Origin of the sequence: Pseudomonas wenzhouensis, from assembly GCF_021029445.1 — a bacterium.
In the GTDB taxonomy this organism is placed as follows: Bacteria; Pseudomonadota; Gammaproteobacteria; order Pseudomonadales; family Pseudomonadaceae; genus Aquipseudomonas; species Aquipseudomonas wenzhouensis.
Genome location: NZ_CP072610.1, coordinates 4,027,254 through 4,041,889, shown reverse-complemented (window position 1 = coordinate 4,041,889; position 14,636 = coordinate 4,027,254). Strand labels below are relative to the sequence as shown.

Below are 14,636 nucleotides of genomic sequence, written 5' to 3'. Positions count from 1 at the left end.
CAGGATGCACCCGATGACTCAGAAACCTCGCCCCGAACGCCATACCCAGAACCGAGTGGTGGCTTTGTTTACGGACAAAGCGCGGCTCGATTGCCTCGGTTACGACTACCTAGGCGAGTGGAGCAAGCGCGGGCAAAACCGCAACATTGAGGCTGAGCTGCTGCAGGCCAACCTGAAACGGCGTGGTTACACCGATGCGCAAATATCGGCGGCGCTGCAAAAACTGATGGCTGCGGCGGATGCCACCGGCATCACACTGTATCAGGCCAACCTGCGCACCTATCAGTTGCTACGTTACGGCGTGCCGGTGCAGGTGGCTGTTGGTCAGGCCCACGAGACAGTGCATCTGGTCGATTGGGAGCGCCCCGAGCGCAATGATTTTGCCATCGCCGAGGAAGTGACCCTTCGCGGTGGTCACGAGCGTCGCCCTGACCTGGTGATTTACTTGAATGGGCTCGCCATCGGCGTGATTGAGCTGAAACGCAGCTCGGTGGACGTGGCAGACGGTATCAACCAACTGATCACCAACCAGGAGGAAATCTTCAACCTGGGGTTCTTCACTACGGTGCAACTGGTGCTCGCCGGTAGCGACTCTCAGGGCTTGCGCTATGGCACTGCCACCACGCGTGCCGAGTTCTTTGTGGAGTGGAAGGCTGGCGCGTTAAAACCTGAGCCAGTTGAGCCGAATACTCAGCGTGAGATGCCGGCTGGCTATCAAGCGTTACCCGGTGCAGAGGCAGTGAAGTCGGGGTGTCTGCTGGATGGCCCACTGGCGCAGATGTGCGAGAAGTCGCGTCTGCTCGATCTGATCCGCAATTTCATCATCTTTGACGCTGGTATCAAGAAGGTGCCGCGCCCGCATCAGTACGCCGCAGTGAAGGCTGCGCAGGAGCGGGTGCGGCGTAAAGAAGGCGGGGTGATCTGGCATACTCAGGGCAGTGGCAAGAGCATCCTGATGGTGTTGATCGCCAAGTGGTTGCTGGAGCATGACCCTGAAGCGCGCATTCTGGTGATCACTGATCGCGATGAGCTGGATAAGCAAATCTCCGGGGTGATGCGCAATGCTGGTGTCATCGGCAATGACTCACCTTCGCCGCGCATCACTTCTCGTGCTGATCTCGTGCAGAAGCTGTCTGCCACTACCCCTCGACTGCTCTGCGCGTTGTTGCACAAGTTCGAGCCGGATCTGAGCGTACCGCCTCCACCCATACATGGGCGGTTCTATGTGTTTGTAGACGAATGCCACCGTACTCAGGGTGGCGACATGAACAAGCAGATGAAGCAGTGGCTGTCAGGTGCGCTGTTTATCGGCTTTACCGGTACGCCGCTTCTGCGCAAGGACAAACAGACCACGCGCGACGTGTTCGGCACCTATATCCACACCTATAAATTCCACGAGGCTGTCGCGGACAAGGTGGTGCTGGACCTCAAGTACGAAGCACGTGACGTGCCGCAGCGCTTGACTTCGCCAAAGGCCATCGATGCCTGGTTCGAGCAGAGAACCAAGGGGCTGAACAACTATCAGAAATCCATCCTCCGTAAGCGTTGGGCCACTATGGAATCGCTTATGAGTGCCGGCGAGCGCAAGCAGCGCATTATTGCCAGCATCATCGAGGACTTCAGTCTGAAACCTCGGTTGAACAACGACCGGGGCACGGCAATTCTGGTGGCTGCCAGCATCTACGACGCATGTCATTACTTCCGCCTTTTTCAGAACACCTCGTTCGGCCCTTACTGCGGCATCGTTACGTCCTATGAGCCGAACCACAACGCGATCTCCCGTGAGCCGCCACAAAGCGATGAGCGATATAAGTTCGATACCTATACGCGTTACGTGCTGAAGCCTGAGCAGACCACTACCGCGTATGAGGAAGAGACCAAGCGCCGTTTTATCGAGGAGCCAGCCAACCTCAAGCTGCTCATCGTGGTCAGCAAGCTGCTGACAGGCTTCGATGCGCCGAGTTGCTCCTATATCTATCTGGATAACGAGCTGCGTGATCACAACCTGTTCCAGGCAATATGCCGCACCAACCGACTCGACGGTGATGACAAGGACTTTGGCTATATCGTCGATTTCAAGGAGCTTTTTGGTGATGTGCAGGATGCTATTTCGGTCTACACCTCCGATGAGCTGGATATCGATGCCGGCAACGGTGGTAGCAACAATGTTGAGCTGAAGAACTGGCTGGTCGAGGGCAAGAAACAGCTGGATGCCGCCCGTGAGGCCCTGAGTTATCTATGTGCCCCTGTCGCACCGCCGCGTGAGGTTGAGCAGTTCATCCACTACTTTTGCGGCGCCGCCGCTGATGCCAATGCGTTGGATGAGACGGAGGCGCTGCGAGTGTCCTTCTACAAGGCAGTGGCCTCGTTTGTACGGGCCTTTGCTGATTTGGCGCAAAATCTGACCGAAGCAGGGTACTCGTTGGCTGAAGCTGAAAAGCTGCAGGCAGAAGTGCAGTTTTACGCCGATTTGCGTGAGGCGATCAAAAAGCACTCTGGCGAGGAGCTGGATATCAAGCCATTCGAAGCGGACATGCGGCATCTGCTCAATACCTATATCCAGGCTGACCCCGCTGATCCGTTGAGTACGGTCGATAACTTTTCATTGGTTGAGTTGATCATCCAGACTGGCGTTCACGATGCCATCGCCAAGAAGCTCAATGCCAAGGGCAATCTCTCCAAGGATGCGATTGCCGAAAGCATCATCAATAACGTGCGCAAGACCATCATCCGCGAGCAGTTGACTGACCCTAGGTTCTACGAGGGGATGTCTCGGTTACTGGAAGATCTGATCAAGCAGAGCCGGGATGATGCGGCTGCCTACGAGGAGTTCCTACGCAAAGCTGAGGCGTTGGTTCGGCAGATGGCGCAGAAGGGGGCAGGAGGCTCACCTGCGGCCCTTAATGGCCATCGCGAGGCCACTGTGTTGTTCAACAACCTCGATAGCATTGCTGCGAGCACCTTCCTGTGTCCGCAAGATGAGGCTGAAAAAGTGACGTTGGCCTTGGCTATTGATACCGCCATGCGCGGATCAGCCCCGGCGTCCTGGAGGGGGGACTCCGCGCGTGAGGCGCAGGTTCTGAATGCGCTGTTCCCGCTGATGGGGCGTGACCGTGAAGCAACCCTGGCCATTTTTGAAATCATCAAGAACCAACCGGGCTATTGATGCACGAGATTATTGAGCTGGGCGATATTTCTATTTCGGTGACCCGCAAGGACATCAAGAATGTCCACCTGACGGTTCATCCGCCAGAGGGCCGGGTCACGCTAGTCGCTCCCACCAGCACTCGGCTTGAGGTCGCGCGGGCTTACGCGATTTCAAAATTGGGCTGGATTCGTGATCAGCAGAGTAAGTTGGATGCTCAGGCCCGAGAGGAACCGCGTCAGTTTGTGGAGCGAGAGAGTCACTATATCTGGGGGCGTCGCTACCTGATGGTGTTGAATTACCTGGATGCCAAGCCTGCGGTGATGCTCGACCACAAACGCATCACCTTAACGGTGCGCCCCGGTAGCGATGCACTCAAACGGGCAGAGGTGATGCATGAATGGCACAAGAAGCAGCTGCATGCCGTGGTGCCTGCGCTGATCAAGAAGTGGGAGCGAAAGCTGCAGGTCAAGGTGGCTGGTTATTACCTGCAGCGAATGAAAACCAAGTGGGGTAGCTGTAACCACAAGGCTGGCAACATTCGCTTGAATACTGAGCTGATCAAGAAGCCGAAAGATCTCCTTGAATACGTGATCGTTCACGAGATGGTGCACCTGCTTGAGCCCACCCATAACGAGCGCTTCATCTCCATCCTCGGGGAGCATTTCCCAACCTGGCGTGAGGCGCGCGCTGAGCTGAATGAGCTGCCGCTCGCTGCGGAGGTTTGGAGGGAGTGAGGGCAACTGGAGGCCCTGCTTCATTCCTCCCTATTAGCCATGCTCTGCATCGAATGACCAGCCAGCCACTCACCTGCGGCGAGTCAAAAGCTGCTTTTTGACAACAAAGCCTGTCGCTGCGCGATGGCAGTTGGGCATTTTCCCTCTTCGCTCGGTTTGCTGCACATTCGTTTCGCAAACCATGGCTACGCGGGAAAACACCCAACTGCCCCATACTTGAGGGTTCAAGTATGGGGAGGAGGGGGCGTACTTGAAGATGCTCCTGGACGGCTGCTTCAAGTACGCCCCCTCCCTTGTATTTGTTGTCAAAGCTTAGCCAGCCCGGCTTGCCGGGCTGAATGAGGCGGTCTTGCTGGTGGGGCCTAAGCCTCCGGTTGCCTACGGCGTTTGTTTGTCATCAAAATCGAAAAGCAGCCAGCGCCAGGGCGCTGAAGGGACGAGCGGGGAGATGCGGAGCGGTGCCATGGCAAGTGTTCCGAAATGCCTGCATTCAAAAATGCTGGCCACTCAGCGATGATTTGGTTATGAAAAAAATCATAGAAATGTTTATTTTCAATGACTTATAAGAAAATATAACCGAAAAAAGTAGTGCCAGTACGGGCACTATTTGTGTCAAAAGTGGCAGGTCTAGTGTGCGGATTCCACGGTCATCTGGCCACCCATTCCATGAGCATCTGACCACCGATTCCACGGTGATCCGGCCACCCATTCCACGCGCATCCGGCCACTGATTCCACGGCCATCCGGCCACTCAACCGGGCAGGCAGTAACGCAGGATTTCTTCACTACCATCGACCTCTTTTTCGAAGCAGAGAGGTCGTCGTGGAGCATTTATCCATGCGTAAGATTCGCGAAGTACTACGTCTCAAGTTCGAGGTCGGACTATCGGCTCGCCAGATTGCGGTCAGCGTGCAGGTCGGTCGTGTCACCGTCGGCGACTACCTCAATCGTTTTGCCGCCAGCGGTCTCAGTTGGCCCTGTTCGTTGTCCGATGCCGAGTTGGAGCATCAGCTGTTCCCGCCACCGCCGGCGGTACCCAGCGAGCAACGACCGCTGCCCGATTGGGCCATGATCCACGCCGAGCTGCGTCGCCCCGGCGTGACCCTGGCGCTGCTCTGGCAGGAGTATCGCCTGAGCCAGCCGCAGGGCTTTCAATACAGCTGGTTCTGCGAGCACTACCGAGCCTGGCAGGGCAAGCTGGACGTGGTGATGCGCCAGGAGCATCGCGTCGGCGAGAAGTTGTTCGTCGACTACGCCGGGCAGACGGTGCCGGTGATCGACCGCCACAGCGGCGAGATCCGCCAGGCGCAGGTGTTCGTCGCGGTGCTTGGTGCATCCAGCTACACCTTCGCCGAAGCCACCTGGTCGCAGCAGTTACCTGACTGGCTGGGCTCCCATGCCCGCTGCTTCGCCTTCCTCGGCGGCGTGCCCGAGATCGTGGTGCCGGACAACCTGCGCAGCGCGGTGAGCAAGAGCCATCGCTACGAGCCGGACATCAACCCGAGCTACCGCGATCTGGCCGAGCACTATGGCGTGGCGGTGGTGCCGGCGCGGGCGCGTAAGCCGCGCGACAAGGCTAAGGCTGAGGTCGGCGTGCAGGTGGTCGAGCGCTGGATCCTCGCCGCGCTGAGGAACCGCCAGTTCTTCTCCCTGGACGAACTCAACAGCGCCATTGCCTTATTGCTGGAGCGGCTCAACCGACGACCGTTTCGCAAGCTGCCGGGCTCCCGGCACTCGGCCTTCGAAGCCCTGGATCGTCCAGCGCTGCGCCCACTGCCGGAGCAGCCCTACGTGTATGCCGAGTGGAAGAAGGCGCGGGTGCACATCGACTACCACGTCGAGGTCGATGGGCACTACTACTCGGTGCCGTACCAACTGGTGAAGAAACAACTGGAAGTACGCCTGACAGCGCGCACGGTGGAGTGCTTCCACGCCAATCAGCGGGTGGCCAGCCACCTGCGCTCACCGCACAAGGGCCGGCACAGCACACAGGCCGAGCACATGCCCAAGAGCCATCGCGAGCACGCCGAGTGGACGCCACAACGGCTGATCCGCTGGGCTGAGCAGACCGGGCCGAACACGGCCGGCGTGATCAGCCACATCCTCGAACGGCGCATCCACCCAACCCAAGGCTACCGGGCCTGCCTGGGCATCCTGCGCCTGGGCAAGACCCATGGCGAAGTGCGCTTGGAGTTGGCCTGCCGTCGCGCCCTCAGCCTCGGTGCGTGCAGCTACAAGAGCCTCGAATCGATCCTGCGCCAGGGGCTGGAAAACCTGCCGTTGGCTCAAGCCAACCTGCCCCTGCTGCCGGACGACCACGCCAACCTGCGCGGCCCCGGCTACTACCACTGAACACAAGGAATCCCACCATGCTGCCCCATCCGACCCTGGACAAGCTCCAGACCCTGCGCCTGCACGGCATGCTCAAGGCACTCGCCGAGCAACTGAAAACCCCGGACATCGACAGCCTGAGCTTCGAGGAACGCCTCGGCCTGTTGGTCGACCGCGAACTGACTGAACGCGACGACAAGCGCCTGAGCAGCCGCCTGCGCCAGGCCCGGCTCAAGCACAACGCCAGCCTCGAAGACATCGACTACCGCAGCCCGCGCGGGCTGGATAAGGCGCTGATCCTGCAACTGAGCGGCGGCCAGTGGCTACGCGACGGCCTCAACCTGATCATCGGCGGCCCCACCGGCGTGGGCAAAACCTGGCTGGCCTGCGCCCTGGCCCACCAGGCCTGCCGAGAGGGCTACAGCGTGCGTTACCTGCGCTTGCCGCGCCTACTGGAGGAGTTGGGCCTGGCTCACGGCGACGGGCGCTTCGCCAAGCTGATGAGCAGCTACGCCAAGACCGACCTGCTGATCCTCGATGACTGGGGTCTGGCCCCGTTCACCGCCGAACAGCGTCGCGACATGCTGGAGCTACTGGATGATCGCTACGGCCAGCGCTCGACCCTGGTCACCAGCCAGATGCCGGTGGACAACTGGCACGAACTGATCGGCGATCCGACCCTGGCCGATGCCATCCTCGACCGCCTGGTGCACAACGCTTATCGGATCAATCTGAAGGGTGAATCAATGCGCAAACGGACGCAGAAATTGACGACGCCAGCCAACCCGGACTAACAATGCCACCCCTGCGTCGCTGCGCTCCGACTGCCCGGCCGGATGGCCGTGGAACAGGTGGCCAGATGGCCGTGGAATGCCTGGCCAGATGAGCGTGGACTGGGTGGCCGGATGGCGTGGAATCCGCAGTCTAGTGTCGGGTTTGGCTGTTTTCGGTGCCATATTCGGCACTGAAAATGCCGTTAACGGCACGATAATCGTGTCGCATCCACCTGTTGCGACACTCCGGGTGTATCGCAAAAAACCGAGTGCGACACGCCTAGAGTGTCGCAGCAACTGCATACGACATGACCGGTGTGTCGCATGTGACTGTGCGACAGCCCAAGAGTGTCGCATTGATGTCCTGCGATACTCATGGCGTGTCGCAGCCAAGCCATGCGACACGACGGTCGTGTCGCAAATCGATGGCCGCATGGCCCGCTTAATGCAGTTGCCAGGGCTCTGGGTGAGACATAGTGAGCAGTCGCTGCAGGTAGTCATCAAGAGATTGTGCCCCCCTGAGGATGTTGAAGCTGAGGATGACGTAAAAGCTGCCCCTCAGCGTGTGCAGTACCCAGAACGGGCCCTCCCGCTCAACCTGAACGATGGCTGATGTATGAATAAAATCGCCATCGCTGAAACGGTCTGCTCTCACATGCTTATGGGTGATTCCAAACGCACTAGATCCACGTATATACGCATCGGTCAGGTATCCAGTAACGGGTCTGCTGAAAGGCAGATCGTCGAGCTGCTCAAGCAGCTTATGCAAAATGGGGTGTGTATACATAGCCATGTCGACAGAGAGTTATTGCTTCGGTTTGATCAGAAAATGCTCGCAACGGCTTCTGAGCTGACAGGTATGCGCGTGCCAGGGCCTAGCAACAGATAGACGGTGTTTAGCGTTTTGAAATGAAATCCATCATGTTGATGCAGGAGGGACGTGCGGACGAAGTCCCCAACGTCCCACCTTCTCTCGCTGTCATAAATGACCGTATGCGCGTAGATCAGGGCTGGTTGTCGTCCGGTTTTTGCTAGCAGTAGGCGCTGACTTTCAGTGGCCTCCAGATCGAGCCAACGCCAGTTCCGCACCAAGCAGTAGCCGCCATAAACCAAATGCTGCCGTGCATAGGCCAAGGCTTCATCGTCGCTCATGCAGCTACCTGGCATGGGTAAGCCTGCCGAGTACAGCGCGGCCATCACCTCTTCAAGTGTGGCCATGGTCTAGGGTTGTTCGTGCTGAGCGTTGCTGTGATGTTGTCCCTCCAGCTCAATGCTGCACAGCAGAGCTGCGAAGTCCGAGTCCTGCAAGTGGATGCGTTGGGGGCGGGCATCCACGATGGATTTGATGATCGCATCGACTCGCTGTGAGACAGGCATCCGGCTCGGCGCCCTTGCACGATCATGCTGATAGATGATCGTGCTGAGCGAAGCGACTGCGCCGCGCAGCTGGTGCTCTTGAGCCTCCGCAATTTCAAAACCGTTCTTTTCGCGAAACTGGCCAGTGATCTGCTTAGACAAGTCCGGACGGTCAGAAGGCTCAGTCTGCTGCAGGCGCCAGTTCAGAATGCGGCTCAGGACCTTAGGCGCAGCAGCTGCCAGTCCCTCTGGGTGCGTCTTCTCGGCTGGAGCATCTCCGAAGAAATGTGAGCGCAGCTGATCCACGCGCAATCGTGCCGCGGGGTTCACTTTGCGTGAGCTCAGTCCTTTGAGCCAGAACTCGAATTCTGCTTGTTGCAAACAGAGTGCCCGCTTCATCGGGGGCTGCCCTGGTAAACACACATCGTACTCACGAGCTGTATATCGAGGGGGGTGTAGTTTTGCAGCCTGACTGTGCCAGTTCAGTTCAATGGCTTCGCACAAGGGACGCATAGGCCAGTAGCGTTCCCCGTTACTGTCAGTCAGATAGGGAATAGTCATCGCATGGATTTTGATTTTGGACGTGCGCATGGACTTACAAGGCCCCCTGAGGGTTGTGGGCCGGAGTAAGCCCCTGCGAAGGTTTTAGGGCGATAACGTCACGAAGCAGATGGCTTGGATCAAATCCACCGGCTTCAGGCTTGTTAGCTGGCTTCAGAATGGTGACTAAGCGGACTACGTTCTCCATGATGCGGCTTCCGTCCCTAATCTGGATGGCTTCAGCTCTGTAGCCAGCAGTCAGTTGATCCAGGATCTGATCAATGAACTTTGGAATCAGTGAAACTGGCAGGTAGTGGAGTGGAAGCTTCGTGCCAGGATCTTCTTCGAGCAGGATGTTGCCTTCCCACTCAGCGATGGCAGCCTGAGCCTGGACGGTTGGTACGCCAAGCGAGCGTAGCAGGGCGTTCAGCTCCATCAGTACTTCCTGTGTTTTCAGGTCTAGCTGGAACTGCAGATTTTCACGGGCCGGTGAGGGACGAGTTGGGCTTTTCATGGGTGCTCCTGTAAAGCGAATACCTGAATATCTGTAAATCGGATATCCGAAGATTAGATATACCTTTGCAGCTTGTCAAGGAGCCGGGTGCGTCACGTGGAAAAGTCGGTGTATCGAGATGAGAACCTGATTCTGCTCAGGTTGCTGAAGCAGTGCCGCGTTGAGGCTGGTCTAACCCAATCTCAGTTTGCCCAGGCACTGGAGCGTCCGCAGTCATTTGCTAGCGATATCGAGCGTGGCTTGCGCCGTATCGATCTCGTCCAGCTTCGCGATATCTGCCAGGCGTTGAACATTGGCCTTGTTGAGTTTGTGCAACGATTTGAAGCTGAGCTGGCGTCAAAAGGAGCTGGCGACTAATGCCTGCTCCTGCCGCAAGGCTAGTGGCGCCCGTTCTGCAATGCTTGCCAGGCTCCGGCGTATAGAGCAGCTGCGTCTTCGCTGAGGATGCGAATGGCTTGGATGCAGTTCTGCAGGCTCGAAGTGCTTAGTTCGTTTAGGTCTGGCGCGCTGCTGAGTACACAAAGCACTCCAAGGACGGCGGAATGACGATGCGTTGCGGCATCGTAAAGATCGGGTGCAGCTGTATTGCTGGGGTAGCCGATAACGCAGAGAGGGTCAGTGCTATGCAGCGGGGTGAAGCCATCGATTGTGCCGGTATCGGCATGACTGCTACCGGAAAAAGACTCGGTGGTCTCGGTAGGGGAGGTGTTGGTTTCATTCATGGTGTGATCCTCAGAACGGAATAGTTCTGCCACCCAACGCCAACTGGGTGAGCAGACCGCGCGGGTTGGCGTACCGGTCTGAGGGCCGGCGCATCCGAAGATGCCCCGCACGGCCCGCCCATAAAGACACAGCCATGCTCAGAGCTAAGCCTTGCTTAGCCCTGTCTCAGACCGAAACGCCAATTCCGGCCCCTTTAGAAGGGGAGCACAAACCTATTGGAGTGCCGCCTGAGTGTCAATCTGCGAGAGGGCCGTTTTGCTGCGTTCCAAATCAGCAAAAATGAAACGGTACGCAAAACGGTACGCAAATTTTTTTATCGAGCCCATAAACGACAAAAGGCCAGCACGATGGCTGACCTAAGTCGTTGTTTCATATGGTGGGCCCACACGGACTCGAACCGTGGACCAAAGGATTATGAGTCCTCTGCTCTAACCAACTGAGCTATAGGCCCTCAGAGGTCGGCGGATTATACCGGCGCGTTCTCGCCAGCGCCAACCGCTTGATCTGGCTGGATAAAGGTTTCGTGTGCAATGTGCTTCACAAAGCAAAACCCCCGGTTTGGGCCGGGGGTTTTGGTATCACTCGTCGAGGAAGGAGCGCAGGTGCTCGCTTCGCGTCGGGTGACGCAGCTTGCGCAGCGCCTTGGCTTCGATCTGACGGATACGCTCGCGGGTGACGTCGAACTGCTTGCCCACTTCCTCGAGGGTGTGGTCGGTGTTCATGTCGATCCCGAAGCGCATGCGCAGCACCTTGGCTTCACGGGCGGTGAGGCCGGCCAGCACTTCGCGAGTGGCTTCCTTGAGGCTTTCGACCGTGGCTACGTCGATCGGGGACTGCATGGTGCTGTCCTCGATGAAGTCGCCCAGGTGCGAATCTTCGTCGTCGCCAATCGGGGTTTCCATGGAGATCGGCTCTTTGGCGATCTTCAATACCTTGCGGATCTTGTCCTCGGGCATTTCCATGCGCTCACCCAGCTCTTCCGGCGTGGGCTCGCGACCCATTTCCTGCAGCATCTGACGGGAGATGCGGTTGAGCTTGTTGATGGTCTCGATCATGTGCACCGGAATACGGATGGTGCGCGCCTGGTCGGCGATCGAGCGGGTGATCGCCTGGCGAATCCACCAGGTGGCGTAGGTCGAGAACTTGTAGCCGCGACGGTATTCGAACTTGTCCACCGCCTTCATCAGACCGATGTTGCCTTCCTGGATCAGGTCGAGGAACTGCAGGCCGCGGTTGGTGTACTTCTTGGCGATGGAGATCACCAGACGCAGGTTCGCCTCGACCATTTCCTTCTTGGCGCGGCGAGCTTTCGCTTCGCCGATGGACATGCGACGGTTGATGTCCTTGATCTCGGCCAGGCTCAGGCTGCATTCGGCTTCCAGGTCGGCCAGCTTCTGCTGGCAGCGCTGGATGTCGCCCTGCAGGTTGCCCAGGGCTTCGGCGTACTTGGCTTTACCCTTGGCCAGGTCGGCTGCCCAATCCATGTCGATTTCGTTGCCCGGGAACAGGCGCAGGAAGTCGGCACGCGGCATGCGCGCATCGCGGACGCACAGCTGCATGATGGCGCGTTCTTGTGCACGCAGGCGGTCGAGCGCGCCGCGTACATGGGTGACCAGGGCGTCGTATTGCTTGGGCACCAGCTTGATCGGCATGAACAGCTCGGCCAGGGCGGCCAGCTCTTCGGTGACCTGCTTGCTGCCACGGCCATACTTCTTCAGGGCTTTCTGGACTTTGTCCTGCTGCTCGGCCACGGCGGTGAAGCGGCGAGCCGCTTCTTCCGGGTCCGGGCCGCCATCGCCTTCTTCTTCCTCGTCGTCGCCGCTCTCGTCTTCTTCCTCGTCGTCGCTTTCTTCAGCGGCGGCGCCATCTTTGACGGGCACGGGGGCGGCGGCTTCGTCGGGTACGCTGCCGTCATCCGGGTCGATATAGCCACTGAGGACTTCGGCCAGGCGGCCGCCCTCGGTGGTGACGCGGGTGTACTCGGCAAGGATGCCGTCGACAGTGCCGGGGAAGTGAGCGATGGCGCTCATGACTTCGCGGATGCCTTCCTCGATACGCTTGGCGATTTCGATCTCGCCTTCGCGGGTCAGCAGTTCCACGGTACCCATTTCACGCATGTACATGCGCACCGGGTCGGTGGTGCGGCCAATATCGGTCTCAACGGCGGCGAGGGCGGCTGCAGCTTCTTCGGCTGCGGCTTCGTCGGTGTCGGCTTCGGCCAACAACAGGGCGTCCGCATCCGGAGCACTCTCGAATACGTTGATCCCCATGTCGTTGATCATGCGGATGATGTCTTCCACCTGTTCCGGATCGGAAATATCTTCCGGCAGGTGGTCATTGACCTCCGCGTACGTCAGGTAACCCTGCTCGCGACCGCGGCTGATCAATTCTTTCAAACGAGATTGCTGTTGCGCTTTTACGGACATAACACCCTATCCACTGAAGGTCTTGGCGGGCTGAAAACAAGCCGAGGATTATACCCCGGTTTTGGCTTTAGGCGCCAGTTGGGGACTTGCTGCTCGGCGAGGAGGTGATGCTGTAGTGCTCTCTGAGCAAGGTCTTTTCCTCGTCGGTGAGCTCGCTTGGGCTTTTATGAATGATGCTGCGGAGCGCCTTTTCACGCCGCCTCTGCGATTGACTGTGTGCAAGTGTAGTAATGGTGTCGAAAAACTGCTGTTCAAGGTTGTCGCCCTGAATCAGCCACTCCTTTTCTGCCAGCGCACGCAGCAGACGGCCCTGTTCGGTGCCGTGCCAGCGGGCGATCAGTTGCAGCGAGCGCAGGTTGGGCGTCTTCTGCAGGGCGCCGACCAGCGCGACGAGAAGCTGGGCATAGGTGTCTTCTTCGTCGGCGAAGTGGCTGACATCCTCGACCTTTTGCGCCAGGTGCGGATGGTGCAGCAGCGTGCGCAGGGCGATCAGATGCGGGGATTCGACGCTCACGGCCGTGCGCGGGGCACGTGGCGCGAAGTCGCCTTTACCTTTTTTGTGCCACTTGCCGCTGCCGTCCTTTTTCCAGCTACCTTTGCCGCTTTCGCTGCTGCGCTCGTAGTGCTGCCGGGGTGGCGCTGGCTGCTCGTAGCCGCCGACGTCCGGCAGTGAGTCGTAGTAGGCGCTATCGGGGATGTCGCCATAATCCGGGTAATCGCTGCTGGGCGTCTGGCTGCTGGCGCTCGGTGCGTGGCTGCGCGGTGCGCTGCCAGCGACCTGGCTCAGTGCTTCGCCGGAGAGACCGGTGATTTCGCTCAGGCGCTGGCGCATCAGGGCGCGCAGGTTGTTGCCGGGAATCTTGTCGATCAAGGGCGCGGCCAGGGTGACCAGGTGCGCCTTGCCTTCGAGCGAGCGCGGTTCGGCTTCTTCGCAGAGTTGCTGGAAGAAATAGTCGGCCAGCGGTTGTGCGTGCTGGTTGATGCGGGCGCGGAAGGCGTCGGTGCCTTCGGCGCGCACCAGGGTATCCGGATCTTCGCCGTCGGGCAGGAACAGGAAGCGCGCGCGGCGACCGTCCTGCAGGCTCGGCAGGGTCGACTCCAGGGCGCGCCAGGCAGCGTTGCGCCCGGCGGCATCGCCGTCGAAGCAGAACAGCACGCTGGGCACGATGCGGAACAGGCGCTTGAGGTGCTCTTCGCTGGTGGCCGTGCCGAGGGTTGCCACGGCGTTGCGCAGGCCTTGCTGGGCCAGGGCAATGACGTCCATGTAGCCTTCGACCACCATGATCTCGTCAAGGTCGCGGTTGTGCTTGCGTGCCTCGTACAGGCCATAGAGTTCCTGGCCCTTGTGGAATACCGGGGTTTCCGGCGAGTTCAGGTACTTGGGCTTGTCGTCGCCCAGTACGCGGCCGCCGAAGGCGATCACCCGGCCACGGCTGTCGCGGATGGGGAACATGATGCGGTCGCGGAAGCGGTCGTAGCGCCTGCCGTTCTCGGCGTTCTCGATCAGCAGGCCGGCGTCGATCATGACCTTCTGCTGCAGGGCGTCGGCGCCCAGATGCTTGAGCAGGTTGTCCCAGCCGGGCGGCGCGAAGCCGATGCCGAAGTCACGGGCGATTTCGCCGGTCAGGCCCCGGCCCTTGAGGTAGTCCACGGCGTACTTGCGCTGCGGATGGCTTTTTAGCGCCTGGCGGTAGTGTTCGGCGGCGGCATTGAGTAGCGGATAGAGCGGTGAGTCGACCGGCTGTCTGGGTTTGTGTCCACGGCCACTTTCTTCGCGTGGCACGTCCATGCCGGCGCGCTTGGCCAGTTCCTCGATCGCCTGGGGAAACTCCAGTTGATCGTGGTCCATGACGAAGCCGAGGGCATTACCACCGGCGCCGCAGCCGAAGCAGTAATAGAACTGTTTGTCCGGGCTGACGGTGAAGGAGGGGGTCTTTTCCTTGTGGAAAGGACAGCAGGCGCTGTAGTTCTTGCCGGTCTTCTTCAGTTGGATGCGCGAACTCACCACGTCGACGATGTCGGTGCGGTTGAGCAGGTCATCGATGAAGGATTGCGGGATCAGGCCGGCCATAGGTGCTCAGCATAGTCGCC

11 protein-coding genes and 1 tRNA gene are annotated in these 14,636 nt (G+C 59.2%); 5 read left to right on the top strand and 7 right to left on the bottom strand.

Annotated elements, in window-relative coordinates; all coding sequences use genetic code 11:
- Nucleotides 1–13 precede the first annotated feature (13 nt).
- The 4 genes from J7655_RS18890 to istB all read left to right on the top strand — a co-directional run bounded on the left by J7655_RS18890 (nucleotide 14) and on the right by istB (nucleotide 7,007).
- Nucleotides 14–3,166: a type I restriction endonuclease subunit R gene (locus tag J7655_RS18890; protein WP_230925727.1), complete on the top strand. Its 3,153-nt coding sequence runs from the start codon at nucleotides 14–16 to the stop codon at nucleotides 3,164–3,166.
- Entirely contained in the window at nucleotides 3,166–3,882 is a 717-nt protein-coding gene (locus tag J7655_RS18885) for a M48 family metallopeptidase (RefSeq protein ID WP_230925726.1), read from the top strand. The genes J7655_RS18890 and J7655_RS18885 overlap by 1 nt, the downstream gene beginning before the upstream one ends.
- 837 nt (nucleotides 3,883–4,719) lie before the next feature.
- A complete protein-coding gene (istA, locus tag J7655_RS18880) occupies nucleotides 4,720–6,234 on the top strand; it encodes an IS21 family transposase (RefSeq protein ID WP_230925725.1) in 1,515 nt (504 codons plus the stop codon).
- A 17-nt stretch (nucleotides 6,235–6,251) separates the two neighbouring features.
- Nucleotides 6,252–7,007 carry an IS21-like element ISPpu7 family helper ATPase IstB gene (istB, locus tag J7655_RS18875; protein ID WP_230925724.1) on the top strand — a complete coding sequence of 252 codons (756 nt, stop codon included), beginning with the start codon at nucleotides 6,252–6,254 and terminating at the stop codon, nucleotides 7,005–7,007.
- A gap of 801 nt (nucleotides 7,008–7,808) precedes the next feature.
- Here istB and J7655_RS18870 read toward each other — a convergent pair.
- From J7655_RS18870 to J7655_RS18860, 3 genes are read right to left on the bottom strand one after another with little or no spacing between them, the layout of a single operon-like run.
- Complete coding sequence (locus J7655_RS18870) at nucleotides 7,809–8,204, bottom strand: DUF6957 family protein (protein WP_230925723.1); 396 nt, start codon at nucleotides 8,202–8,204, stop codon at nucleotides 7,809–7,811.
- A 3-nt stretch (nucleotides 8,205–8,207) separates the two neighbouring features.
- Entirely contained in the window at nucleotides 8,208–8,933 is a 726-nt protein-coding gene (locus J7655_RS18865; RefSeq protein ID WP_230925722.1) for a phage antirepressor N-terminal domain-containing protein, read from the bottom strand.
- Nucleotides 8,934–8,937: 4 nt separating this feature from the next.
- The gene (locus J7655_RS18860) at nucleotides 8,938–9,396 is read right to left on the bottom strand and encodes a hypothetical protein (RefSeq protein WP_074856358.1); all 459 of its coding nucleotides are present in this window, start codon (nucleotides 9,394–9,396) and stop codon (nucleotides 8,938–8,940) included.
- 96 nt (nucleotides 9,397–9,492) lie between these two features.
- On the opposite strand from J7655_RS18860, the gene J7655_RS18855 reads away from it, so the two are divergent.
- Nucleotides 9,493–9,753: a helix-turn-helix domain-containing protein gene (locus tag J7655_RS18855; RefSeq protein ID WP_033981640.1), complete on the top strand. Its 261-nt coding sequence runs from the start codon at nucleotides 9,493–9,495 to the stop codon at nucleotides 9,751–9,753.
- 20 nt (nucleotides 9,754–9,773) lie between these two features.
- Here the strand turns inward: J7655_RS18855 and J7655_RS18850 are convergent, their stop codons facing one another.
- The 4 genes from J7655_RS18850 to dnaG all read right to left on the bottom strand — a co-directional run bounded on the left by J7655_RS18850 (nucleotide 9,774) and on the right by dnaG (nucleotide 14,616).
- On the bottom strand, nucleotides 9,774–10,118 hold the full coding sequence (locus J7655_RS18850; RefSeq protein WP_230925721.1) for a hypothetical protein: 345 nt from the start codon (nucleotides 10,116–10,118) through the stop codon (nucleotides 9,774–9,776).
- Nucleotides 10,119–10,493: 375 nt separating this feature from the next.
- A tRNA-Ile gene (locus tag J7655_RS18845) sits at nucleotides 10,494–10,570 on the bottom strand.
- Nucleotides 10,571–10,697: 127 nt separating this feature from the next.
- The gene (rpoD, locus tag J7655_RS18840; RefSeq protein ID WP_230925720.1) at nucleotides 10,698–12,545 is read right to left on the bottom strand and encodes an RNA polymerase sigma factor RpoD; all 1,848 of its coding nucleotides are present in this window, start codon (nucleotides 12,543–12,545) and stop codon (nucleotides 10,698–10,700) included.
- Nucleotides 12,546–12,612: 67 nt separating this feature from the next.
- On the bottom strand, nucleotides 12,613–14,616 hold the full coding sequence (gene dnaG, locus J7655_RS18835; RefSeq protein ID WP_230925719.1) for a DNA primase: 2,004 nt from the start codon (nucleotides 14,614–14,616) through the stop codon (nucleotides 12,613–12,615).
- Nucleotides 14,617–14,636 lie beyond the last annotated feature (20 nt).